Origin of the sequence: Rathayibacter sp. AY1D5 (assembly GCF_002932515.1) — a bacterium.
Classification (GTDB): Bacteria; Actinomycetota; Actinomycetes; order Actinomycetales; family Microbacteriaceae; genus Rathayibacter.
The window spans coordinates 61,442-84,821 of record NZ_PSVU01000008.1; the positions used below are offsets into that span (position 1 = coordinate 61,442).

Genomic DNA, 23,380 nt, shown 5'->3' on the forward strand with positions numbered 1-23,380 from the left:
CTCGCCGTGACCGATTGCTCGACACCCGCCCCGGGCTCCGACGCCGTGCTGCTCGGGCAGCGCCTGCGCCACTTCCGCACCCGGCGCGGACTGACCCTCGGGCAGCTCGCCGAGCGCGTCGACGTGTCGGGGAGCCAGCTCTCGCTGATCGAGACGGGCCGCCGCGAGCCGCGCCTCTCCCTCCTGCAGCGCCTCGCGGCCGCGCTCGGCGTCGAGCTGGCGGCGCTGCTCTCGGACGAGCCGCCGAGCGAGCGGGCCGCGCTCGAGATCGAGCTGGCGCGCGTGCAGAAGGGGTCGCTGTACCGCTCGCTCGGCCTGCCCGAGTTCAAGGTCAACAAGGGGCTGAGCACGCCCGTGCTGGAGGCGTTCCTCGGCGTCTACCGCGAGCTCGCCCGGCGCCGGAGCGAGGCGAGTGCCACACCGGAGGAGGCGCGCCGAGCCAACACCGCCCAGCGGCTCCAGCTGCGCGAGCGCAGCTCCTACCTGCCCGAGATCGAGGAGGTGGCGGGCGAGATGCTCCGCACCGTCGGGCACCGCGGAGGAGCTCTGACCCACAGCTCCGTCTCGAAGATGGCCCGGCACCTTGGCTTCGAGATCATCCACGTCGGCGACCTGCCGCACTCCGCCCGCTCGGTGATCGACCTCGCGAACGGCAGGATCTACCTCCCGCCCGCCTCGATCCCCGGGGGTCACGGCCTGCGGGCGCTGGCGCTGCAGGCGATGGCGCACCGCCTCCTCGGGCACGAGCGGCCGGTGACCTACGCCGACTTCCTCCGCCAGCGCCTCGAGATCAACTACTTCGCCGCCGCGTGCCTGATGCCGCTGGAGCCGGCGGTCGCGTTCCTCCAGGAGGCGAAGCGCGAGCGGGACATCTCGGTGGAGGACTTCCGTGACGGCTTCGGCGTCACCCACGAGGCCGCCGCCCTGCGCTTCACGAACCTGCTCACCTCGCACCTCGACATCCGGATGCACTTCCTGCGGGTGCTGGGAGACGGCTCGATCCAGAAGGCCTACGAGAACGACGGGCTGCCGCTGCCGACCGACGTCACCGGGGCCGTCGAGGGCCAGGTCGTCTGCCGCTACTGGTCGGCGCGCTCCGCGTTCACCCGGACCAACCGGACGACGGAGTACTACCAGTACGTCGACACTCCGGCGGGCACCTTCTGGTCGGCGTCGCAGACCGGCACGACCGCCACCGAGGAGTTCTCGATCACCGTGGGCGTCCCGTTCGCCGAGGCCCGCTTCTTCCGCGGCCGTGACACCGACCGCCGCGAGCTCTCCCGCTGCCCCGACGAGTCCTGCTGCCGGCGTGCGCCGTCGGAGCTCGCCGCGCGCTGGGACGGCAACGCCTGGCCGAGCGCGCGCCTGCACGCGCACGTGCTCGCGCCGCTGCCGTCGGGGACCTTCCCCGGCATCGACGACGCCGAGGTCTACGAGTTCCTCGATGCGCACGCCCGCGAGTCCTGACCGCTCCCGCGAGACGCCGCTCCGGTGCGCCTGGGTCGGCGTGCCGCGTACCCGAGCGCGTCCCGCGGAAGGGCGGGAGTCGTCAGTCCGAGATGAGGGCGCGGGCCGTTCCCTCGTCGAGGATGAGGTCGGTGATGAGGCCGGCCGCCAGGGCGCCGCGCAGGCCCGGCAGCTTCGAGGCGCCCGACACGACGCAGATCCGGCGCGACGCGCGGCGCACCGTGGAGAGGTCCGGACCGCTTGCACGTTCGTTCATGGGGATGTCGTCCCAGCTGCCGTCGGACCGGTAGAACACCGTCGCGACGTCGCCGACGACCCCGGAGCCGCTGAGCGAGGTGAAGTCGCTCGGCTCCAGGTAGCCGCCGATGTAGACCTTCGAGGGGACCGCCGCGAACGGCGACCCGAGCCCGAACAGCGCCACGTCCATCCGCTGCTGCAGCTCCAGGACCCGTCGGGTGGAGCGCTCGCGCCACACCGCCTGCTTGGTGGTCGGGTCGTCGAAGAACGCCGGCACCGGGAACTGCTGGACCTTCGCCGCGTAGGCGTCACCGAAGCGGCGGAGGATCTCGCTCGAGTAGTTGATGCCCGTGGTCTCGGTGTTGCCGGCGCCGTTCAGCTGCACGATCTGCGTGTTGTGCGTCTCCTTGGCGATCAGGTGGCGGCTGATCGCGCTCATCGTGGAGCCCCAGGCGATGCCGACGATCATGTTCGAGTCGATGAACTGCCCGAGGATCCTCGCTGCGGACAGGGCGACCCGCTCGAGCCGGTCGATCTCGCTGGTGTGGTCCGGCACCGGCACGATGTGCGCCGTGATGTCGAAGTGGGACCGCACCTCGGCCGAGAGGGCGCTCGCCCGGTCGAGGGGGGAGCGGATCTGGATGTCGACCAGGCCGGTCGCGCGGGCGTGCGAGAGCAGGCGCGAGACGGAGGAGCGCGACGTGTGCAGCTCGTGCGCGATCGCGTCCATCGTCAGATCCTGCATGTAGTACAGCTGGGCCGCACGAAGCGCGTCCCGCGTCTTGTCGGGATGGGTCGCGTGGGTCGTCTCGTCGAGTTCGACGACCGGTCTCACCGGGGTCATAGCGCTCCCTGCACGGATTTCCACCGGTCTTGACCGGATGTGTTGTCGGGTCAAGGATGGCTGTATTCCTCCGCGAAATCAATCGGTCATCTCCCCGGTGCACGCTGGTGCGGAGGCCTCGACGACACCCCTACGACACGAAGGCGAGTACGAAGTGGCACAGTCCGACGGAACTCCCGGAAACTCCGCTCTGCGCGAGAGCGTCGCTGCTCTCCGCGACAACCCCCGCGCCACGGTCCTGGTCATCGGCGGTGGCATCAACGGCATCGGGACCTTCCGCGAGCTCGCGCTCAACGGCGTCGACGTCGCCCTCGTCGAGCGCGGCGACTACGTCTCCGGTGCCTCGAGCGCCTCGAGCCACATGATCCACGGCGGCATCCGCTACCTCGAGAACGGCGAGTTCCGACTCGTCAACGAGGGCGTGCACGAGCGCAACGGCCTGCTGAAGATCGCTCCCCATTACGTGAAGCCGCTGCAGACGACGATCCCGATCTACTCGACGTTCTCGGGCATCCTCGCGGCTCCGCTGCGCTTCCTGACCCACAAGTCGGGCAAGCCGCAGGAGCGCGGTGCGTTGCTGATCAAGGTCGGCCTCACGATGTACGACTTCTTCTCCCGCGACGGCGGCACGGTCCCGCGCCACCAGTTCCACGGGCGCAAGCGCTCGCTGAACGAGCTCCCCAAGCTCGACCCGAAGATCAAGTACACCGCCACCTACTTCGACGCCTCCGTGCACGAGCCCGAGCGCCTCGCGCTCGACGTGCTCCACGACGCGCTGATCGGCGGCAGGAAGGCCCGCGCGGCCAACTACGTCGAGGCCGTCGGCGCCGACGAGAAGGGCGTCGTCCTCCGCGACCGCGAGTCCGGCGAGGAGTTCACCTTCGCAGCGGACGTCGTCGTCAACGTCTCCGGACCGTGGACCGACTTCACCAACACGGCCCTCGGCACGTCCACGAAATTCATGGGCGGCACCAAGGGCTCGCACATCGTGCTCGACAACCCCGAGCTGGTCGAGGCCTGCGAGGGTCGCGAGATGTTCTTCGAGCACAGCGACGGACGCATCGTCCTCATCTACCCGCTCAAGGGCCGCGTGATGGTCGGCACGACCGACATCGACGCCGACCCCACGAAGCCGGCGGTGTGCACGGAGGAGGAGATCGACTACTTCTTCGAGCTCGTCAACCACGTCTTCCCGGCCATCCGCGTGGACCGCTCGCAGATCGTCTTCAAGTTCTCCGGCATCCGCCCGCTGCCCCGCCACGACGACGAGGCCCCGGGCTTCGTCTCCCGCGACTACCGCATCGAGCCCTCGACGCTCCCCGGCAACGGCTCGCCCGTGCTCAGCCTGGTCGGCGGCAAGTGGACGACGTTCCGCGCCCTGTCGGAGCACCTCTCGAACGAGGTCTTCAAGCGGATCGGCGTGACCCGTCGCGTCTCCACCGTGAAGACCCCCATCGGAGGCGGCAAGGGCTTCCCGCGCACCGACGCGTCCCGCGCGCAGTGGATCAGCCAGCACCGCTCCGGGCTCTCCTCGGCCCGCACGGGCCAGCTGCTCGAGCGCTACGGCACCCGCGCGCAGGAGGTCATCGAGGCCCTGGCCGACGGACACGACGAGGCGCTCGACTTCGACAAGGACTTCACCACCGGTGAGATCCGCTACCTCGCCCAGCGCGAGAGCGTGGTGCACCTCATCGACCTGGTGATGCGCCGCACCAACCACGCCTTCACGGGCGGCCTGAGCCGCGAGCTCCTCGAGGAGCTCGCCGAGCACACGGGCGCCGTGCTGGGCTGGGACGACGCCGCCCGCGCGTCGGAGGTCGACGCGACCATCGCGCACCTCAAGGAGTACAACGGCGTCGACGTCGGGGGCACCTCGGTGCAGACCCCGACGGCCGTGCCCGCCTCCTGATCGGCGATCAGGCGCGGATCGACGGAAGCCCCGGACCGAGGATCACCTCGACCGGGGCTTCCGTCGTGACAACGCACAAACGTGCACGCGCCGTTCCTTGTCGCTAGGACAGGGCGCCGATAACTTCACACCGTCGGGCATCGAAGCCCGCCGCGGACGCCTGTGCGCGTCCGTCTTACGAAAAGGAAAAGGTCAACGTGGACAATCTCGGAGTGGTCTTCCTCGCCGAAGTCGTGGGAACGGCCATGCTCGTGCTCCTCGGCTGCGGTGTCGTCGCCAACGTCGCGCTCGTGAAGAGCAAGGGTCTCAACGGCGGAACCCTCATGGTCAACATCGGCTGGGGCTTCGCGGTCTTCGCCGGTGTGATCGTCTCGTACAACTCGGGGGCGCACCTCAACCCCGCGGTCACCCTGGGCCTCGTCGCGAGTGGAGCGACCGAGTTCGGTTCCGGCGTGCCCGTCAACATCGTCTCGATCCTCGTCTACATCCTCGCCCAGATGATCGGTGCGATCCTCGGTGCCGTCTTCTGCTGGCTCGCCTACAAGCAGCACTTCGACGAGGAGCCCGACGCGGCCAACAAGCTCGGCGTCTTCTCGACCGGTCCGGCGATCCGCTCGTACGGCTGGAACTTCGTCACCGAGGTCATCGGCACCTTCGTCCTCGTCTTCGTCGTCATCGGCTTCGGCGGCGGACGTCAGGGCGACGGCGGTCTGGCCGCGCTCGGCGCGCTGCCCGTCGCCATCCTGGTGATCGCGATCGGCGCCTCCCTCGGCGGCCCGACCGGCTACGCCATCAACCCCGCCCGCGACCTCGGCCCCCGCATCGCGCACGCGCTGCTGCCGATCAAGGGCAAGGGCTCGAGCGACTGGAGCTACGCCTGGGTGCCCGTCGCCGGCCCGATCGTCGGTGGAGTGCTCGCGGGCCTCGCCTCGCTCGTGCTGCTCCCGGTCCTCTAGACCGCCGCGCTTCCTTTCACCCCCGTTACGAAGGAGTAATCATTCATGGCTGACTACGTCATCGCTATCGACCAGGGGACCACGTCGTCCCGCGCGATCATCTTCGACAAGAAGGGATCGATCGTCTCCACCGGCCAGAAGGAGCACGAGCAGATCTTCCCGCGCGCCGGCTGGGTCGAGCACGACCCGATCGAGATCTGGAACAACGTCCGCGAGGTGATCGGCCAGGCTCTCTCCCGCGCCGACCTGACCCGCCACGACATCGCCTCCGTCGGCATCACCAACCAGCGCGAGACCGCTGTCGTCTGGGACAGGACGACCGGCAAGCCCGTCTACAACGCCATCGTCTGGCAGGACACCCGCACCCAGTCGATCGTCGACCGCCTCGCCGGCGACGAGGGCGCTGACCGCTTCAAGTCGATCGTGGGCCTCCCGCTCGCGACCTACTTCTCCGGCACCAAGATCGTCTGGATCCTCGAGAACGTCGAGGGTGCTCGCGAGAAGGCCGAGGCGGGCGACCTGATCTTCGGCACGACGGACACCTGGGTCCTCTGGAACCTGACCGGCGGCATCGACGGCGGCGTCCACAAGACCGACGTCACCAACGCCTCCCGCACCCTGTTCCTCGACCTCGAGACCCTCGAGTGGCGCGACGACATCCTCGAGGCCTTCGGGGTCCCGAAGTCGATGCTCCCCGAGGTCTGCTCCTCCTCCGAGGTCTACGGGCACGTCGAGTCCTCGTCGCTGCTGCGCGAGGTCCCGATCGCCGGCATCCTCGGCGACCAGCAGGCCGCGACCTTCGGCCAGGCGGCGTTCGACCCGGGCGAGGCGAAGAACACCTACGGCACCGGCAACTTCCTGATCTTCAACACGGGCACCGAGATCGTCCACTCGAAGAACGGTCTGCTCACCACCATCGGCTACAAGCTCGGCGACGGCGAGGTGCACTACGCGCTCGAGGGCTCGATCGCGGTCTCCGGCTCGCTGATCCAGTGGCTGCGCGACAACCTGGGCCTCATCGGCTCGGCCCCCGAGGTCGAGGCGCTGGCCGCCACGGTCGAGGACAACGGAGGCGCGTACTTCGTCCCCGCCTTCTCGGGTCTGTTCGCCCCCTACTGGCGCTCCGACGCCCGCGGAGCCCTCGTCGGCCTCACCCGCTACGTCAACAAGGGCCACATCGCCCGCGCCGCGCTCGAGGCGACCGCCTTCCAGACCCGCGAGGTCCTGGACGCGGTCAACGCCGACTCCGGCGTCCCCCTGCAGGAGCTCAAGGTCGACGGCGGAATGATCGCCAACAACCTGCTCATGCAGTTCCAGGCCGACATCCTCGGCGTCCCGGTCGTCCGACCGGTCGTCGCGGAGACCACCGCGCTCGGAGCGGCCTACGCGGCCGGTCTCGCGGTCGGCTTCTGGGAGAACCTCGACGACCTGCGCCAGAACTGGCAGGAGGACTCGCGCTGGACCCCGCAGATGGACCAGGACGAGGCCGCCCGCCAGTACCGCCTCTGGAAGAAGGCCGTCACCAAGACCTTCGACTGGATCGACGAGGACGTGCAGTAGCCTCCTGCGCGGCAGTCCCTGCCTGCCGCGGCGCGGTCGGCTCATCGAGGTGGTCGCGTCTCGGGGAGCGGGTTCCGTCCGGCTAGGGGACGACGCTGACACGCGTCCTCCCCGTTCGCCTTGCGCGACGAGCGGATGGCGTGAGTCCGTTCACGGTGATGCGCCCTGTCCGACCCTCGGGTCGGGTGGGGCGCTTCGTCGTTCCGACGGCGGCGCAGGGGGTCTCGCAACGGGGTGCTTCGAGGACCCCCATGCTGGTCGAGTCTTCGCCGCAGACGGCTCATCGAGACCCGGCAATTCGGACCTGCATGCTGGTCGCGTAGTCGCTGCAGGCGGCTTATCGAGACCCGGACCGGGCGGGGCCTCAGTCCGCCGACAGCCCGAGCTGCGCGTCCAGCTCGTCCAGGGAAGCGATCCGGCGCACGCCCAACTCGACCGCCTCGGGCGGCAGCATGCGGCCGTGCTCGGGACCGCCGACGCGGTCGAGCCAGACGCCGCGCAGGCCCGCAGCGGCCGCTCCGACGGCGTCGGTGCCGAGCCGGTCGCCGACGTAGAGGGCCTCCTCCGGAGAGACCCCGAACCGCTCGCAGGCGATCGCGAAGATCCGCGCGTCCGGCTTGGTGACGCCGACGTCGCCGGAGGCGATCACGTGCTCGAAGCGACCGGAGAGGCCCGTGCCCTCGATCTTCCCCCGCTGGAAGTCGAGCACGCCGTTGGTGATGACGCCGAGACGGACTCCGGCGGCGTCGAGCCGGTCGAGGACGGGCAGCGCGTCGTCGTGGAGGGTATAGGCGGCGACGTAGTGCTCGAGGTACCCGCGGAACCAGGAGCTCGCCTCCTCGGGAGTCAGCCCGACTCCGGCCTCCGCGGCGAAGTCCGTGGCGCGCACCCGGCGCTGGCCCTCGTAGTCGAGCTCGCCCGCGAGGTAGCGGTGGTAGTGCTCCTCCTCGAGCAGGTGCCAGCGGCGCTGCACGTCGGCCGGCTCGCCGGCGTAGGCGGCGCCGAGCGAGGCGGCGTACGCGACGATCCCCTCCCGCACGGCGCGGGCATGGGCGAAGAGGGTGTCGTCGAGGTCGAAGAGCGCGAGCCGCAGCACGGCCGCCTCAGCGGACGCGGCGGAGGAGGCCGACGGAGTCGTAGACGGCGGCGAGCGTGCGCTCCGCGGTCTCGGACGCGCGGTCGGCGGCGAGGGAGAGGACCCGGTCGAGCTCGGCCGGGTCGGCGAGCAGCTCCGCGGTCCGCGCTCGGATCGGGTCGAAGGTGGCGGCGACCACCTCGACGAGGCCCTTCTTGAGGTCCCCGTAGCCGCGGCCCGCGTACTCCTGCTCCAGCGACTCGACGGAGCGGTCGGCGAGGACCGAGTAGATCGTCAGCAGGTTCGAGACGCCGGGCTTCGCCGCCCGGTCGAAGCGCACCTCCGACTCGGTGTCCGTCACGGCGCGCATGATCTTCTTCGCGGTCGCCTTCGGCTCGTCGAGCACGCTGAGCAGGCCCGCGTCCGACTCCGCCGACTTCGACATCTTGGCGCCCGGGTTCTGCAGGTCGAAGATCTTCGCGGTCTCGCGCACGATGTGGGGCTCCGGCACGGCGAAGGTCTCACCGAAGCGCGAGTTGAAGCGCGCGGCGAGATCGCGGGTGAGCTCCAGGTGCTGGCGCTGGTCCTCGCCGACCGGCACCGCGTCCGTCTGGTACAGCAGGATGTCGGCCGCCATCAGGATCGGGTAGGTGAACAAACCCACCGAGGCGGCCTCAGCACCCTGCTTCGCCGACTTGTCCTTGAACTGCGTCATCCGGCTGGCCTCGCCGAAGCCGGTCAGGGTGTTGAGGACCCAGGCGAGCTCGGCGTGAGCGGGCACGTGGGACTGGATGAAGAGGGTCGAGCGCGCGGGGTCGATGCCCGCGGCGATGTACTGCGCGGCGGTCGCGCGGGTGCGCTCGCGGAGCTGCTGCGGATCCTGCGGGACCGTGATCGCGTGCAGGTCGACGACGCAGAAGTAGGCGTCGAAGTCCTCCTGCATCGCGACCCACTGGGTCAGCGCGCCGATGTAGTTGCCGAGGTGCAGCGACCCGGAGGAGGGCTGCATGCCGGAGAAGATGACGGGCTTGGCGCCCGGGGTGCTGGGAGTCATGGGTGGCCTCGAGGGGTCGGTTCGCGGGGGAGAGGGTCAGAGCTCGTAGTCGACGACCACGGGGGAGTGGTCGGACCAGCGGGTGTCGTAGGAGGCGGCGCGGTCGACCTCGTAGCTGCGGGCGAGGTCGGCGAGCGCGGGCGTGGCGAGCTGGTAGTCGAGGCGCCAGCCGGTGTCGGTGTCGAAGGCCTGGCCGCGCTGGGACCACCACGTGTACGGTCCGGGCACCTCGCCCGCGAACCGGCGGCCGAGGTCGACCCAGCCCAGTCCGGCACCGGCGTTGTAGTCCGGGTCGCCCTCGGCGCCGACGAAGCGGTCGACGTAGGCGCGCTCCTCCGGGAGGAAGCCTGCCTTCTTGACGTTGCCCTTCCAGTTCTTGATGTCGAGCGTGCGGTGGCCGACGTTGAGGTCGCCCATCACCACGGCGAGCTCGCTGTGCGCCCGGATCTCGGGCAGGCGCGCTTCCATCGCGTCGAGGAAGCGGTACTTCTCGACCTGCTTGGGGGTGCCGACCTCGCCGGAGTGGACGTAGGTGGAGACGACGGTGAGCGAGCGGCCGCCGACCTCGTAGTCGGCCTCGAGCCAGCGTCCTGCCGAGTCGAAGTCGTCGGCGCCGAACGTCACGCGGTGGATCGTGGCGCGCCTGCGTGAGGCGAGAGCGACTCCGGCGCGCCCCTTGGCGGTCGCCTCGTCGTGCAGCACGTCCCACTCGTCCCCGAGGAGCCCCGTGAGGTCGTCCGTGGAGGCGCGGACCTCCTGCAGGGCCAGGACGTCGACGTCGCGGGCGGCGAGCCAGTCGCCCATCCCCTTGCGGTAGGCGGCGCGGACGCCGTTCACGTTGACGGAGGCGATGCGGAGGGTGCTGCGAGTCACCGGAGCAGTCTATTCGGAGCCGCGGAGCGGGCCGCCCGGCCGCGCTCGCACCCCGGAACGCGGAAGCCGGCAGCCGCCTCGCGCCACTCCCTCGGAGAGGGGGAGGAGCGCGGAGGCGACCGCCGGCGGGACCGCTCAGGACGGTCGGTCGGAGGGGATCAGGCGGGGACGGCCTGCGCGGTGGCGGGCTCGGGCACCTCGGCGACCACCGGGGCGCGCTTGATGCTCTTCGCGATGATCACGCAGACGGCCGTGACGACCATGCCCACCAGGATGGCGACCAGGTAGAGGATCGGCTGCCCGACGAGCCCGGTGACCCAGACGCCGCCGTGCGGGGCGCGGAGGGTGGAGCCGAAGAGCGCGACGAGCGCACCCGTGACGGCCGAGCCGACCATGGCGGACGGGATCACGCGCAGCGGGTCGACCGCGGCGAACGGGATGGCACCCTCCGAGATGAAGGACGCGCCCAGCAGGTAGGCGGCCTTGCCGTTCTGGCGCTCGGCGTCGGTGAACAGGCGCTTGCGGAGCGTCGTGGCCAGGGCCAGACCCAGCGGCGGGGTCATGCCGGCGGCCATGACGATCGCCATCACCTTGAACTGCACGGAGTTCGGGTCGCCGTCGGCGGGGACGGAGGCGAGGCCGGTGGTCGCGAAGGCGTAGGCCACCTTGTTGACCGGACCGCCCATGTCGAACGCCATCATGAGGCCGAGGATGATCCCCAGGATGATCAGGTTGCCGCCCGAGAGGCCCGAGAGCCAGGACGACAGGCCCTCGCTCAGTGCGCGGAGCGGCGCTCCGAGCACCACGAACATCAGGAAGCCGGTGATGAAGGTGGCGATCAGGGGGATGATCACGACGGGCATCAGCGACTTGAACGCCGCTGGGAGCTTGATCCGCGAGATGTAGAGGGCCGCGTAGCCGGCGATGAAGCCGGAGGCGAGGCCGCCCAGGAAGCCCGCGCCGACGGTGACCGCGACCGCGCCGCCGAGGAAGCCCGGCGCGATGCCGGGACGGTCGGCGATGCCGAAGGCGATGAAGCCCGAGAGCACCGGCACCAGGAACGCGAAGGTCGCGCTTCCGATGAGGAACATCACTCCGGCCCAGTCGGTGATGTTCGCGACGTTGAAGCCGTCGTCGATGATCTGCTGGGCCGTGAAGTCGACGATCCGGTAGCCGCCGAACAGGAACGACAGCGCGATCAGCAGACCGCCCGCCGCGACGAACGGGATCATGTAGGAGACGCCGGTCATCAGGTTCTGGCGGATGCGCGTGCCGACGCCGACCTTCTTCGGCGCGGCGGGGGCCGCGGCCGGAGTCGAGCGGGCGGGGGCGGACGCGGCGGAGCCGGAGCCGCGGAGGGCCAGAGCGCGGTCGAGGACCTCGTCCGGCTTGGACAGGGCCTCGGCGACGCCCACCTGGAGGATCGGCTTGCCGGCGAAGCGGTCCTTGCCGCGGACCTCGAGGTCGGCGGCGAGGATGACGACGTCCGCGGCGGCGATGTCGGCCGCGGTCATCTCGTCCGAGCCGGCCGCGCCCTGGGTCTCGACGTGGATCGGGTAGCCGCGCTTCTTCGCGGCCTGCTCGAGCGCCTCCGCCGCCATGTACGTGTGGGCGATGCCCGCGATGCAGCTGGTCACGGCGACGAAGCGCGGGCCGGAGGCGGGGCTCGCGGCGGGCGCGTCCTGCACCTTCGCCACGGCGCGGTCGATGACGTCGGCCGCCTTCGCGAGCGCCTCCGACGTGCCCACCTCGAGGGTGGGCTTCCCGGCGAAGCGCTCCTTGCCGCGGACCTCGAGGTCGGCGGCGAGGATCACGACGTCGGCGTCGGCGATGGTCCGGTTCGACATGGGATCGGACCCCGCGGCGCCCTGGGTCTCGACCTGGATCTCGTACCCCTTCTTCTTCGCGGCCTGCTCGAGGGCCTCGGCCGCCATGTAGGTGTGCGCGATGCCGGCGATGCAGCTCGTGACGGCGACGATCCTCATGAGACGACGACCTCTCGGGCGATGATGTCCGCGACCTCCTGGCCGCTGGCGGCGGCGCGGAGGGAACCGGTGAAGGACTCGTGGATCAGCTTGCGGGCGAGCTGGGCGAGGATCTTGAGGTGCGCCTGGTCGGCGCCGTCCGGAGCCGCGATCAGGAAGATCAGGTCGGCCGGGCCGTCGGGGGCGCCGAAGTCGACGCCCTGCTTCGCGATGCCGACCGCCACGCTGGGCGAGACGACGTGGGAGGAGCGGGCGTGGGGGATCCCGATGCCGCCGGGCATGCCGGTCGCCATCTGCGACTCGCGGTCGCGGACGTCGGCGAGGAAGCCGTCGAGGTCGATGACGCGGCCGGCGTCGGCGAGCGTCTTCGCGAGCTGCGCGGTGGCCTCGTCCTTCGTGGCGGCGGTGAGGTCGACGATGACCGTCGACGCCTCGGTGAGAGCAGTCATGCGCTCAGTTCTCCAATCGGGAGGGTGGGGTCGGGGTTCTCGACGACGGAGACGTCGTCGAGGCGGAGGGAGTCGGGACCCGGGGCTTCGCTGCCCGGGAGCTGGACGGCGGCGGTACCCCACGCGACTGCTGTCGCGAGGCGCTCCGCCTCCGTGGCGTCGACGGCCGAGAGGTAGCCGGCGAGCGTGCTGTCGCCGGCGCCGACGGTGCTGAGGGGCACGACGGCGGGGGCGCCCGCCCACCACGACGCGTGCGCCGTGACGAGGAGGGCGCCGTGCTCTCCGAGGCTGACGAGCGCTCGCGCGTCGGGCAGCTGCAGGAGTTCACGGGCTCCGGCGACGACGTCTCCGACCGTCGTCAGGGAGCGGCCGAGGAGCTCCTCGAGCTCCTCGAGGTTGGGCTTCACCAGGGTGGCGGTGCCGGCCGCGATGATCGCGGTCAGGGGGGCTCCCGAGGTGTCGACGGCGAGGGGGACGCCGAAGTGCAGGGCGAGGCGGCCGAGGGCGGGGTAGAAGTCCGCTCCCAATCCCGGGGGGACGCTGCCGCAGGCGACGAGCCAGCGGGGCGAGGCCGAGACGTGCTCGCCGATCAGCTCGGAGAGGGCGTGAGCCTCCTCCTCCGTGACGGCGGGGCCGGGCTCGTTGATCTTGGTGGTGCGGCCCGTCCGGTCGTCGACCACGGTGATGTTGGTGCGGATCGGGTGGGCGATCGCCGCACTGGCCGAGCGGACTCCGGCGGCCCGGAGCATCGTGGACAGGTCGACGCCGGTGGAGGCGTCGGCCGGGTAGACCGCGGTCGCCTCGACGCCGTTGCGGGCGAGGGCACGGGCGACGTTGACGCCCTTGCCGGCCGGGTCGCGCCGCACGTCGTGCGCGCGGTTGACCTCGCCGACGGCGAAGCCGCTCGTGGAGAGGGTGACGTCGATGCTCGGGTTGGCGGTGACGGTGACGATCATGCGCGGACGACCTCCGGGCCGGCCGACTCGATGTCGTCGGCGAGCTCGTCGTCGACATCGGCGTCGGTGATGACGGTGTCGACCGCGGACAGCGGAGCGACGTGCCCGAAGTCCTGCCGGCCGAACTTCGAGTGGTCGGCGAGGACCACGACCCGGCGCGCGGAGGCGATGATCGCGGACTTGACGACGGCCTCGTCGAGATCGGGGGTGGTGAGCCCGCGCTCGAGGCTGAGGCCGTTCGTGCCGATGAAGGCGACGTCCACCGAGACCGTGGAGAGGGCCTGGGCGGCCCACGGCCCGACGGCGGCCTGCGTGACTCCGCGCAGGTGCCCGCCGATGAGGTGGAGGTCGATGTTGGGCCGGCCGACGAGCGCCATCGCGACGGGGAGGGAGTGGGTGACGACCGTCAGCCGGCGGTCCAGGGGGAGCAGCTCCGCCAGCCGCACCGTGGTGGTGCCGGCATCGATGGCGATCGAGCCGCCGTCGGGCACCTCGGCGAGGGCCGCGGTGGCGATGCGGTCCTTCTCGCCGGCGAGGTGTCCCTCGCGGGCGGCGACCTCGGGTTCGATGCCCAGCCGCTCGACGGGGATGGCGCCGCCGTGCGCACGGCGCAGCAGGCCCCGCTTCTCGAGGCTGGTGAGATCGCGGCGGATCGTCTCCGGCGTCACGGCGAGGGAGAGGGCGAGGTCGCGGACCTCGACGCGCCCGTCGGTGCGGGCGCGGTCCAGGATCGCCTGGTGCCGCTCCGGTGCGTACATGTGGACTCCGTCGTCTCGCCGTGGGTGGTGCGCCGGATCCGCGGTGTCGTTGCCGACCTGGATCTGCGTTTACCTCTTTTTAGACCCGTTCGGGAGGGAAGTCAACAGAAACGGACGGACTCGGCAGGCGGAATCGGGCCCGGCGACGCCGGGCCGGGCGGAAGGAGGACCGCCGGGTCAGGCGGGGAGCTGCTCGAGCTCCTCCTCGAGCTGCGCGAGCTGGCGCTCCAGGCGCCGTCGTTTCAGGAGGGACGCCTCCGGCAGCGCGGCGCGAAGCCGCTCGCGCTCGGCCTCGGCGAGGGTGCGGCGGGCGGTGCGCAGCTGCTCCTCCCGCTCCTTCTCGCGCTCCTCCGGCGTGAGCTTGCGCGCCGAGATCCCGGCGTCGCTCATCCCGACGGAGATCCACGACGCGGCGATCAGGATCACCTGGCAGACGAGGTTGAACCAGATCAGCAGACCGATGAGGACCGCGAACGAGGCGAGCAGCGGATTGCGGGAGGCACCGCCCAGCAGCTGCGTACCGAGGACCTTGAGCGCGCCGAGAGCGATCCCGCCGAGCAGCGAGCCCGCCCAGAGGTTCTTCCAGGGGATCGAGATGCCCGAGAGGATGCGGAAGGAGCCGGCGAGCGTGCCCGTGTCCAGGGCGAGCATGATCAGCAGGCCGACCGCGCTGCCGGCGAGACGGGCCGGCATCGACTCGCTGCCGATCCCGAGGAAGCCGAACGCCACGTCCACCAGCGAGGTCGAGAACACGGAGAGACCGGCCGAGACCAGCAGCACCGCCCCGAAGACCAGGGCGAGCCCCGCGTCCTTGAGCTTGAGCAGGACGAAGAGGGTCGTGGGTCCGGGGAGCGAGAAGAGCAGCCGGACCGCCTGGCGCAGGCTCCCCAGGAAGTTCAGCGCCGTCCAGAGCAGGCCGGCGGCCGCGATCGCACCCGTCCAGCCGAGGATCGACGAGTCGAGCAGGTCGTCGACCGACACGAGGGCGTTCTTCCCGCCGATCAGGCCGGGGACGGAGCGGGTCACCAGGTCGAGGAGGGAGTCGCGCAGCACCGAGTCGTCGCGCACCCAGAAGCCGAAGACGGCGAAGAAGACGAAGAGCGCCGCGAACACCGCGAACAGGGCCTGGAAGGCGAGTCCGGAGGCGAAGAGGGGCCCGCCGGTCTCGGAGTAGTGGAGCATCACCCGCACCGGCCGCGTCCGCATGACCCGCTCGAACAGGCCCGGGATCCCGCGGGGAGTGTCGGCCGCCTCGGTCATTCCTCCAGCGTACTGAGGCCTCGCGGCGCTCCCGTGCACGCGCCCGCCTGCATGCAGGAACGCGTCCGGCCCGCCGGATCCGAGGATCCCGGCGAGCCGGACGCGTTCGCGAGGAGGATCAGGCGCGGCCGCGGATGACGGCCTGCTTCACCTCGGCGATCGCCTGCGTGATCTGGATGCCGCGCGGGCACGCCTCCGTGCAGTTGAAGGTCGTGCGGCAGCGCCACACGCCCTCCTTGTCGTTGAGGATGTCCAGGCGCGCTCCACCGGCGTCGTCGCGCGAGTCGAAGATGAAGCGGTGGGCGTTCACGATCGCCGCGGGGCCGAAGTACTGCCCGTCGGTCCAGAACACGGGGCAGGACGACGTGCACGCGGCGCAGAGGATGCACTTCGTGGTGTCGTCGAAGCGGGCGCGGTCGGCGACCGACTGCACGCGCTCCTTGCCCTTGGGCGCCGGGGTGTTGGCGACCAGGAACGGCTGCACCTCGCGGTAGGAGGCGAAGAACGGCTCCATGTCGACGACGAGGTCCTTCTCGAGGGGCAGCCCCTTGATCGCCTCGATGTAGATCGGCTGCGAGATGTCGAGATCCTTGATCAGCGTCTTGCAGGCCAGGCGGTTGCGGCCGTTGATCCGCATCGCGTCGGATCCGCAGATGCCGTGCGCGCACGAGCGGCGGAAGGTCAGCGATCCGTCCTGGTCCCACTTGATGCGGTGCAGGGCGTCGAGGACGCGGTCGGTCGAGTACATCTCGACGTCGAAGTCCTGCCAGCGCGGCTCGGCGTCCACCTCGGGGTCGAAGCGGCGGATGATGAACGTGACGGTGAACGCCTCCGGGGCCGCGGGGGCGGCGGGCGGCTGCTCGAGGGTAGCGGTCGACATGGCTAGTACTTCCTCTCCATCGGCTGGTACCGGGTGATCACGACGGGCTTCCAGTCGAGCCGGATGTGGTCACCGGCGTCGGAGGAGTGGGCGTCACCGGAGAGGTACGCCATCGTGTGCTGCATGTAGTTCTCGTCGTCGCGCTTCGGGAAGTCGTCGCGCATGTGGCCGCCGCGGCTCTCCTTGCGGTTGCGCGCCGAGTAGACGACGACCTCGGCGAGGTCGAGCAGGAAGCCCAGCTCGACGGCCTCGAGGAGGTCGGTGTTGAAGCGCTTGCCCTTGTCCTGCACCGAGATGTTGCGGAACCGGTCGCGCAGGCGCTGGATGGTCCCGGTGACGGCCTCGAGGGACTCGTCGGTGCGGAACACCTGGGCGTTCTTATCCATCTCGTCCTGCAGCTCCTTGCGGATCGAGGCGATCCGCTCGGTGCCGGTGGCGGAGCGGAGCGAGGCGAGCATGTCGCGGATCGCGCCGGCCGGGTCGGCGGGCAGGGGGGTGAAGTCGACCGTCTTGGCGTAGTCGGCGGCGTTGTTGCCGCTGCGCTTGCCGAAGACGTTGATGTCGAGGAGGGAGTTGGTGCCGAGGCGGTTGGAGCCGTGCACCGAGACGCACGCGCACTCGCCGGCGGCGTAGAGGCCGGGGACGACGGTCGTGTTGTCCGAGAGCACCTCGGCCTTGACGTTGGTCGGGATGCCGCCCATCGCGTAGTGCGCGGTCGGCATGACGGGGACCGGCTCGACGACGGGGTCGACGCCCAGGTAGGTGCGGGCGAACTCGGTGATGTCGGGGAGCTTGGTCTCGAGGACCTCGGCGCCCAGGTGGGTGCAGTCCAGCAGCACGTAGTCCTTGTGCGGTCCGGCGCCGCGGCCCTCCGCCACCTCCTGGACCATGCAGCGGGCGACGATGTCGCGCGGCGCGAGGTCCTTGATGGTGGGGGCGTAGCGCTCCATGAAGCGCTCGCCCGAGGCGTTGCGGAGGATCGCACCCTCTCCTCGCGCTCCCTCGGTGAGGAGGATGCCGAGGCCGGCGAGGCCGGTCGGGTGGAACTGGAAGAACTCCATGTCCTCCAGGGGGAGGCCCTTGCGCCAGATGATGCCGACGCCGTCGCCGGTGAGGGTGTGCGCGTTGGAGGTGGTCTTGTAGATCTTGCCGAAGCCGCCGGTCGCGAAGATGATCGCCTTCGCCTGGAAGACGTGCAGCTCGCCCGTGGCCAGCTCGTAGGCGACGACGCCGGAGGGCTTGGCCACTCCGTCGACCTCGGTCATCACCAGGTCGAGGACGTAGAACTCGTTGTAGAAGTTGATGCCGAGCCGGACGCAGTTCTGGAACAGCGTCTGCAGGATCATGTGGCCGGTGCGGTCGGCCGCGTAACAGGCCCGGCGGACGGGCGCCTTGCCGTGGTCGCGGGTGTGGCCGCCGAAACGGCGCTGGTCGATCTTGCCCTCCTCGGTGCGGTTGAAGGGCAGGCCCATGTTCTCGAGGTCGATGACCGCGTCGATGGCCTCCTTCGCGAGGATCTCGGCCGCGTCCTGGTCGACGAGGTAGTCGCCGCCCTTGACGGTGTCGAAGGTGTGCCACTCCCAGCTGTCCTCCTCGACGTTCGCGAGGGCGGCGGCCATGCCGCCCTGCGCCGCTCCGGTGTGGGAGCGGGTCGGGTACAGCTTCGAGATCACGGCCGTCCTCGCCTTGGGGCCGGCCTCGATGGCCGCGCGCATCCCGGCACCGCCGGCGCCGACGATGACGACGTCGAACTGGTGGTAGTGGACGCCGTCGGGTCCGACGGTCTGCGCGAAGGCGCTCTGGTCGGCGCCGGTGTGGGAGTGGCCTGGTGTGCTCACGGGGTGGGTGCTCCGTCGTACGGGGATGGGAGGGGGAGGTGCCGGGACGCGGTGCCGCGGACCGGGAGGGGCGCGGGCCCCTCTCCGATCCGCGGCACCGTGGTCACGCTGCGCAGAAGGAGGGCAGCAGATCCGCGGCGGTGCCGGCGGGGCACGGGTCGAACGCGAAGACGACCCAGGTGCCGAGCGCGATCAGCGCGACGACGGCGACGAGGATGCCGCCCTTGAAGGCCTTGGCCAGCAGGGGCGAGGTCGCGTAGTCGTTGACCAGCGTGCGCATGCCGTTGCCGCCGTGGATCAGCGCGAGCCACAGCATGAGGACGTCCCACCACTGCCAGAACGGGTTCGCCAGCTTGCCGCCGACGAAGCCGAAGTCGATGGCCTTGATGCCGTCGCCCAGCAGCAGGTTGTAGATGAGGTGCCCGAAGATCAGGACGATCAGCACGACGCCGGAGGCGCGCATGTAGATCCAGCCCCACTTCTCCCAGTTGGTGCCGGAGGAGCGGGTCGGGGTGTGCGGGGTCCGCGGTGCGGCGACGGTGCTCAATGCGCACCCCCCTCGCTGAAGACGTTGATCAGGTGGCGCGGCGCGAAGCCGAGCATCAGCACGATCCAGAGGCCCATGACGACCCAGAAGAGGACGCGCTGATTGCGGGTCGCCCAGCTCCAGAAGTCGACCAGGATGATCCGCAGGCCGTTCAGCGCGTGGAACGCGATGGCGCCCACGAGCCCGGTCTCGCCGAGTCCCATGATCGGGTTCTTGTACGTCCCGATGACCGCGTTGTACGCCTCGGGGCTCACGGCGATGAGAGCGGAGTCGAGGACGTGGACGAGGAGGAAGAAGAAGATGGCGACACCGGTGACCCGGTGGAGCACCCACGACCACATGCCTTCGCGACCGCGGTACAGGGTGCCGGCCGGACGCCGGATCTTCCCCTGCTTCCGGGGTGCGAGGGTTTGAGCAGCTTGAACTGACACGAACAACCCTCCCTGGTTGTGCTCCGACGGCCTGACCTGTTCCCACGTCGCGTGGACGGGGACGGGGCGGGGAGCGACGAGAAACTCGCCCTCCGATTCTAAGCGCGCTCGCAGGCGGGCGCGGCTTAGGCGAGCCTTAGCTGCGGGGCAGGGCGAGGGCGGGCGCCCCCGCGGTCGCGTAGTGCGCGAGGAGCTCGTCGGTGAGCGCGCTCCAGGTGCGGTGGAGCACGCGGCGGCGGCCCGCCTCGCCGAGCCGGGCGCGCAGTGCGGGATCTCGGACCAGGCGCTCCACCTGCCGGCGGAGGTCGGAGTCGCTCTCAGGCGCGTAGAGCAGGCCGTCCACGCCGTGCTCGATGAGGTCGGTGGGGCCGCCCGCGTGCGGCGCGACCACCGCGGTGCCGGACGCCTGCGCCTCCTGGACCGTCTGGCCGAACGTCTCCTCCGTGCCGGTGTGCACGAAGACGTCGAGCGCGGCGAAGACCGCCGGCAGCCGGTCGCCGTCGAGCCGGCCGAGCATCCGCGCCGCCGGGCCGAGGGCGGCGGCGACCCGGGCGGAGGAGGGGCCGTAGCCGCCCACGACCAGCTCCGCGTGCGGGAGGGAGGCGAGCGCCGCCATCCGCTCCACCCTCTTCTCGGGGGAGAGGCGCCCGATGTAGCCGACGAGCGCGTCATCGGCGCCGAGTCCGGCACGGACGGCCTGCGCGTAGGGGGAGGAGCGGCGGCGCGGGTGGAAGCGCTCGCTCTGCACGCCGCGGCCCCACAGCGCGGTGCGCTCGATGCCGGCGGCGGCGAGGTCGTCGAGGGCGCTCGTGGAGGGGGCGAGGGTCAGGTCCGCCCCGGCGTGGATCTGGCGGATCACCCGCCAGGCGAGGGCGCGGGCGCCGCGGATGCCGTAGCGGGCCGCGAATCGCGCGACGTCCGTCTGGTAGATCGCGACACTCGGCACCCCGAGCCGGCCGGCCGAGGCGATGGCGCGGGCGCCGAGGAGGAAGGGCGAGGCGACGTGCACAACGTCGGGCTCGAAGTCGGCCAGCTCCCGGGTGAGGGCCAGCGTGGGGATCCCGACCGGGAAGTCGCGGTAGGCGATCGCCGGGTGCTCCACGACGCGGTGGCCCGCGTAGTGGCCCGGCGCCCCCGCGGCCGGGCAGACGACGAGCGCCTCGATCCCGCGCTCCGCGAACTCGTCGAGCACCCGCAGGACGCTCGTGGTCACGCCGTTCAACGACGGCAGGAAGCTCTCGGTGACGACCGCGACTCTCACGCCCCGGACGCTACGGCGGCGGGATGAACGGCGGCGCGCGCCCGGGTGAACGGACGGTCGCGCTCGGGCTCCCTTGTATCCTGCGGACATGACATCACCTGAGACCGATGGCCGCGCCCCGCTCGACCGCTTCTACAGCGTGATCCCCGCCGGCGGGATCGGCTCGAGGCTGTGGCCGCTCTCCCGGGCCGACGCCCCGAAGTTCCTGCACGATCTGACGGGATCGGGACAGACCCTCCTCCGCGACACCTGGGACCGCCTCGCGCCCATCTCGGGCGCCGACCGGATCATGGTCGTGACCGGCCGCGCGCACCGCGCCGCCGTCGAGGAGCAGCTCGAGAGCCTCGAGGACCTCAACGTCGTCCTCGAGAGCGAGCCGCGCGACTCGTCCGCCGCGATCGGCCTGGCCGCCGCCATCCTCGAGCGCCGCCAGCCCGGCGTGATCATCGGCTCGTTCGCCGCCGACCACGTCATCAGCGGTCAGCAGCTGTTCCACGACGCGGTCGCCGAGGCCGTCGTCGCGGCGGACGCGGGCTACATCGCGACCATCGGCATCACGCCGACCGAGCCTGCCGTGGGCTTCGGCTACATCCGCACGGGGAAGCACCTCGGGATCGACGGGGCGACGCACACGCTCGCCGTCGACTCCTTCGTCGAGAAGCCCGACGCCGACACCGCGCGCGCCTACCTCTCCAGCGGTCAGTACCTCTGGAACGCGGGCATGTTCATCGCCCGCGCCGACCGCCTCCTCGAGGAGCTCGGCCGCGCGAAGCCGAAGCTGCTCGCCGGACTGCTCGAGCTCGCCGCCGCGTGGGACACCCCGGAGCGCGGCGCGGTCGTCGACCGCATCTGGCCGGGCCTGGAGAAGATCGCGATCGACTACTCCGTCGCCGAGCCGGCCGCGGCCGCGGGCAAGCTGGCCGTCGTGCCGGGCCACTTCTCCTGGGACGACGTGGGCGACTTCGCGTCCATCGCGAAGCTGCACTCGAGCGGGCTCCGCTCGGACCTCGCCATCCTCGGCGAGGACGCGCGTGTGCTCGCCGACTCCGCGACGGGCATCGTCGTCAGCGGCGGCAACCGCACCATCGCCCTCATCGGAGTGAAGGACATCGTCGTCGTGGACACCCCCGATGCGCTCCTGGTGACCACGACCGAGAACGCCCAGAAGGTCAAGGGCGTCGTCGACGCCCTGCGCCTCTCCGGCCGCACCGACGTCCTCTAGCACTCCGTCCCACCCGTCGAAGCGCGGCCCTCCCCTCGGAGGCGCCGCGCTTCGCCGTTCCGCCCCTCGCCGTTCCGCCCCTCGCCTCATGCGCGTGCGGCGGTCCTGATACGCCGTTCGCGCGGCCACTCGACCACCCTCGATGAGGGCCTCGGCCGTCGCCCTGGGTGCTGGTGGCTGGGTCTCGATACGCCGCTTCCGCGGCAACTCGACCACCATGGAGGAGCATCGCGTCGAGCCCGACCGGGCGCAGCGCGGAGCTCCTCCGAACGCCTTCGACGTCCGGCAGCAGGGGAGAGGGCCGCGAGCCGGAATCGCGTGCCAAGCGATTCAGGCCAGCCCGACGCGACTCGCTCTGCGGAACGCACCCGTCGCGAAGCCGACCGCGCCGAGCCGCTCCGCGGCTCGGAATCGAGCCCAGCCGACCGCGCCGAGCCGCTCCGCGGCTCGGAATCGAGCACAGCCGCCCGCACCCGCGACACGCTCCGCATGTCGCGAAGATCAACACTGTGTAACGCTTCCTGAGGTCTACCGTCCGGGCGGCTGAGCGGCTTGTCACATTGGGTAACGTGTGGGAATCGACGCCCTGCTGCGCTCGTCGCGCGGGGCCGCATTCCTGGAGGACGACATCTTGACTATCACCTCGCGTAAGACCGCGTTCGGCGGTCTCGCCGCCCTCGGCGTCACCGCGCTTCTCGCCGGTTGCGCCTCCGCCCCCGAGGAGAGCGGCTCCAGCGCCGCCGCCGGTGGCGACTTCCTGCCCTGCATGGTCTCCGACGCGGGCGGGTTCGACGACAAGTCGTTCAACGAGCTCGGCTACAACGGCCTCGTGAAGGCCTCGGAGGACCTCGGTGTCACGCCGAAGACCGTCACCTCGGAGTCCGAGACGGACTACGCCCCGAACCTGACCAGCCTCGTCGACCAGGGCTGCAACCTGATCATCACCGTCGGCTTCGCGCTGGCGGAGGCCACGTCGGCCGCGGCCGAAGCGAACACGGACATCGACTTCGCGATCATCGACGACGCGTCGATCGACCTGCCGAACGTCAAGCCGATCACCTTCGACACCTCGCAGGCGGCGTTCCTCGCCGGCTACACGGCCGCGTCGTACTCCAAGACCGGCGTCGTCGGCACCTACGGCGGCCAGCAGTTCCCGACCGTCACGATCTTCATGGACGGCTACGCCGACGGCGTGAAGTACTACAACGAGCAGAAGGGGAAGGACGTCAAGGTCGTCGGCTGGGACGTCGACGCGCAGACCGGCTCCTTCACCGGCGGCTTCGCGGCGGGCGTCGAGGCCAAGTCGGCCGCGCAGTCGCTGATCGACCAGAACGCGGACGTCATCCTCCCCGTCGGCGGTCCGATCTTCCAGTCGGCGATCGAGGCGATCCGCGACTCCGGCAAGGACATCGCGATGGTCGGCGTGGACGCGGACCTGTACGAGACCTACCCCGACGGCGCCGACCTGTACCTGACCTCGATTCTCAAGGGCATCGAGGCCGGCACGACCGACGTCACCAGCTCCGCCGGAGCCGACGACTTCGACCCCACTCCCTTCGTGGGCACCCTCGAGAACGACGGAGTCGGCATCGCGCCGTTCCACGACTTCGAGTCGAAGGTCTCGGGCGACCTGCAGGGCGAGCTCGACACCATCAAGGCGGGCATCATCGACGGCTCCATCACCGTCACCTCCCCGTCCGCTCCCGCGGCGTCCTAGCCGCTTCCTCGAAGAGGCCGGCGGGCCCGAGCACACCTCGGGCCCGCCGGCCTCTTCGTCGGTCCGGCGGGCCGATCGGCTCCGCTGCGTCCCTCGATCCC

General features: G+C 70.8%; 20 protein-coding genes. 6 read left to right on the forward strand and 14 right to left on the reverse strand.

What is annotated here, in order from left to right:
- The first annotated feature begins 6 nt into the window (after positions 1-6).
- Positions 7-1,467 (forward strand): helix-turn-helix domain-containing protein, encoded by a 1,461-nt coding sequence (locus C5C82_RS03985; RefSeq protein ID WP_104354643.1) that lies wholly within the window; start codon positions 7-9, stop codon positions 1,465-1,467.
- Between the two features lie 82 nt (positions 1,468-1,549).
- Here the strand turns inward: C5C82_RS03985 and C5C82_RS03990 are convergent, their stop codons facing one another.
- Positions 1,550-2,548, reverse strand: coding sequence for a sugar-binding transcriptional regulator (locus C5C82_RS03990; protein WP_104223198.1), 999 nt, complete (start codon positions 2,546-2,548; stop codon positions 1,550-1,552).
- 154 nt (positions 2,549-2,702) lie between these two features.
- On the opposite strand from C5C82_RS03990, the gene C5C82_RS03995 reads away from it, so the two are divergent.
- From C5C82_RS03995 to glpK, 3 genes are all read left to right on the forward strand, one after another.
- Entirely contained in the window at positions 2,703-4,457 is a 1,755-nt protein-coding gene (locus tag C5C82_RS03995; RefSeq protein ID WP_258061232.1) for a glycerol-3-phosphate dehydrogenase/oxidase, read from the forward strand.
- A gap of 245 nt (positions 4,458-4,702) precedes the next feature.
- Positions 4,703-5,413: an MIP/aquaporin family protein gene (locus C5C82_RS04000; RefSeq protein ID WP_374952909.1), complete on the forward strand. Its 711-nt coding sequence runs from the start codon at positions 4,703-4,705 to the stop codon at positions 5,411-5,413.
- 45 nt (positions 5,414-5,458) lie between these two features.
- Positions 5,459-6,973, forward strand: a complete 1,515-nt coding sequence (glpK, locus tag C5C82_RS04005) for a glycerol kinase GlpK (RefSeq protein ID WP_104226427.1) — start codon at positions 5,459-5,461, stop codon at positions 6,971-6,973.
- A 364-nt stretch (positions 6,974-7,337) separates the two neighbouring features.
- Here glpK and C5C82_RS04010 read toward each other — a convergent pair whose 3' ends face one another.
- The 13 genes from C5C82_RS04010 to C5C82_RS04075 form a co-directional block, all read right to left on the reverse strand.
- Positions 7,338-8,069 (reverse strand): HAD family hydrolase, encoded by a 732-nt coding sequence (locus tag C5C82_RS04010; protein WP_104354644.1) that lies wholly within the window; start codon positions 8,067-8,069, stop codon positions 7,338-7,340.
- Between the two features lie 7 nt (positions 8,070-8,076).
- Positions 8,077-9,102 carry a tryptophan--tRNA ligase gene (gene trpS / locus C5C82_RS04015; RefSeq protein ID WP_104232840.1) on the reverse strand — a complete coding sequence of 342 codons (1,026 nt, stop codon included), beginning with the start codon at positions 9,100-9,102 and terminating at the stop codon, positions 8,077-8,079.
- Between the two features lie 36 nt (positions 9,103-9,138).
- Positions 9,139-9,975 (reverse strand): exodeoxyribonuclease III, encoded by an 837-nt coding sequence (locus tag C5C82_RS04020; protein WP_104263197.1) that lies wholly within the window; start codon positions 9,973-9,975, stop codon positions 9,139-9,141.
- Between the two features lie 158 nt (positions 9,976-10,133).
- Entirely contained in the window at positions 10,134-11,960 is a 1,827-nt protein-coding gene (locus C5C82_RS04025) for a PTS fructose-like transporter subunit IIB (RefSeq protein ID WP_258065925.1), read from the reverse strand.
- The gene (locus C5C82_RS04035) at positions 11,957-12,409 is read right to left on the reverse strand and encodes a PTS sugar transporter subunit IIA (protein WP_104354645.1); all 453 of its coding nucleotides are present in this window, start codon (positions 12,407-12,409) and stop codon (positions 11,957-11,959) included. The genes C5C82_RS04025 and C5C82_RS04035 overlap by 4 nt, the downstream gene beginning before the upstream one ends.
- Complete coding sequence (locus C5C82_RS04040; RefSeq protein WP_104226424.1) at positions 12,406-13,365, reverse strand: 1-phosphofructokinase family hexose kinase; 960 nt, start codon at positions 13,363-13,365, stop codon at positions 12,406-12,408. Before C5C82_RS04040 ends, C5C82_RS04035 begins: the two co-directional genes overlap by 4 nt.
- On the reverse strand, positions 13,362-14,123 hold the full coding sequence (locus C5C82_RS04045) for a DeoR/GlpR family DNA-binding transcription regulator (protein ID WP_104226423.1): 762 nt from the start codon (positions 14,121-14,123) through the stop codon (positions 13,362-13,364). The genes C5C82_RS04040 and C5C82_RS04045 overlap by 4 nt, the downstream gene beginning before the upstream one ends.
- A gap of 177 nt (positions 14,124-14,300) precedes the next feature.
- The gene (locus C5C82_RS04050) at positions 14,301-15,383 is read right to left on the reverse strand and encodes a YhjD/YihY/BrkB family envelope integrity protein (RefSeq protein ID WP_104354646.1); all 1,083 of its coding nucleotides are present in this window, start codon (positions 15,381-15,383) and stop codon (positions 14,301-14,303) included.
- A gap of 118 nt (positions 15,384-15,501) precedes the next feature.
- On the reverse strand, positions 15,502-16,263 hold the full coding sequence (locus tag C5C82_RS04055; RefSeq protein ID WP_068254543.1) for a succinate dehydrogenase iron-sulfur subunit: 762 nt from the start codon (positions 16,261-16,263) through the stop codon (positions 15,502-15,504).
- Between the two features lie 2 nt (positions 16,264-16,265).
- Positions 16,266-18,002: a succinate dehydrogenase flavoprotein subunit gene (sdhA, locus tag C5C82_RS04060; protein ID WP_244230709.1), complete on the reverse strand. Its 1,737-nt coding sequence runs from the start codon at positions 18,000-18,002 to the stop codon at positions 16,266-16,268.
- A gap of 202 nt (positions 18,003-18,204) precedes the next feature.
- Positions 18,205-18,648, reverse strand: coding sequence for a succinate dehydrogenase hydrophobic membrane anchor subunit (locus C5C82_RS04065; RefSeq protein WP_104223187.1), 444 nt, complete (start codon positions 18,646-18,648; stop codon positions 18,205-18,207).
- Positions 18,645-19,079: a succinate dehydrogenase, cytochrome b556 subunit gene (gene sdhC / locus C5C82_RS04070; protein WP_374953860.1), complete on the reverse strand. Its 435-nt coding sequence runs from the start codon at positions 19,077-19,079 to the stop codon at positions 18,645-18,647. Before sdhC ends, C5C82_RS04065 begins: the two co-directional genes overlap by 4 nt.
- Before the next feature lie 136 nt (positions 19,080-19,215).
- Positions 19,216-20,340, reverse strand: a complete 1,125-nt coding sequence (locus C5C82_RS04075) for a glycosyltransferase family 1 protein (RefSeq protein ID WP_181065415.1) — start codon at positions 20,338-20,340, stop codon at positions 19,216-19,218.
- Between the two features lie 88 nt (positions 20,341-20,428).
- On the opposite strand from C5C82_RS04075, the gene C5C82_RS04080 reads away from it, so the two are divergent.
- Both C5C82_RS04080 and C5C82_RS04085 read left to right on the forward strand, forming a co-directional pair.
- Entirely contained in the window at positions 20,429-21,562 is a 1,134-nt protein-coding gene (locus C5C82_RS04080) for a mannose-1-phosphate guanylyltransferase (RefSeq protein ID WP_104223184.1), read from the forward strand.
- A gap of 631 nt (positions 21,563-22,193) precedes the next feature.
- A complete protein-coding gene (locus C5C82_RS04085; protein ID WP_104354650.1) occupies positions 22,194-23,279 on the forward strand; it encodes a BMP family protein in 1,086 nt (361 codons plus the stop codon).
- Positions 23,280-23,380: the final 101 nt, after the last annotated feature.

Coding starts and splice junctions, on each gene's coding strand:
- C5C82_RS04055 (WP_068254543.1), bottom strand. CDS start 16,263: ATGTCGACCGCTACCCTCGAGCAGCCGCCCGCCGCCCCCGCGGCCCCG.
- trpS (WP_104232840.1), bottom strand. CDS start 9,102: ATGACTCCCAGCACCCCGGGCGCCAAGCCCGTCATCTTCTCCGGCATG.
- glpK (WP_104226427.1), top strand. CDS start 5,459: ATGGCTGACTACGTCATCGCTATCGACCAGGGGACCACGTCGTCCCGC.
- C5C82_RS04045 (WP_104226423.1), bottom strand. CDS start 14,123: ATGTACGCACCGGAGCGGCACCAGGCGATCCTGGACCGCGCCCGCACC.
- C5C82_RS04000 (WP_374952909.1), top strand. CDS start 4,703: ATGCTCGTGCTCCTCGGCTGCGGTGTCGTCGCCAACGTCGCGCTCGTG.
- C5C82_RS04025 (WP_258065925.1), bottom strand. CDS start 11,960: ATGAGGATCGTCGCCGTCACGAGCTGCATCGCCGGCATCGCGCACACC.
- C5C82_RS04080 (WP_104223184.1), top strand. CDS start 20,429: ATGACATCACCTGAGACCGATGGCCGCGCCCCGCTCGACCGCTTCTAC.
- C5C82_RS04035 (WP_104354645.1), bottom strand. CDS start 12,409: ATGACTGCTCTCACCGAGGCGTCGACGGTCATCGTCGACCTCACCGCC.
- C5C82_RS03990 (WP_104223198.1), bottom strand. CDS start 2,548: ATGACCCCGGTGAGACCGGTCGTCGAACTCGACGAGACGACCCACGCG.
- C5C82_RS04040 (WP_104226424.1), bottom strand. CDS start 13,365: ATGATCGTCACCGTCACCGCCAACCCGAGCATCGACGTCACCCTCTCC.
- C5C82_RS04050 (WP_104354646.1), bottom strand. CDS start 15,383: ATGACCGAGGCGGCCGACACTCCCCGCGGGATCCCGGGCCTGTTCGAG.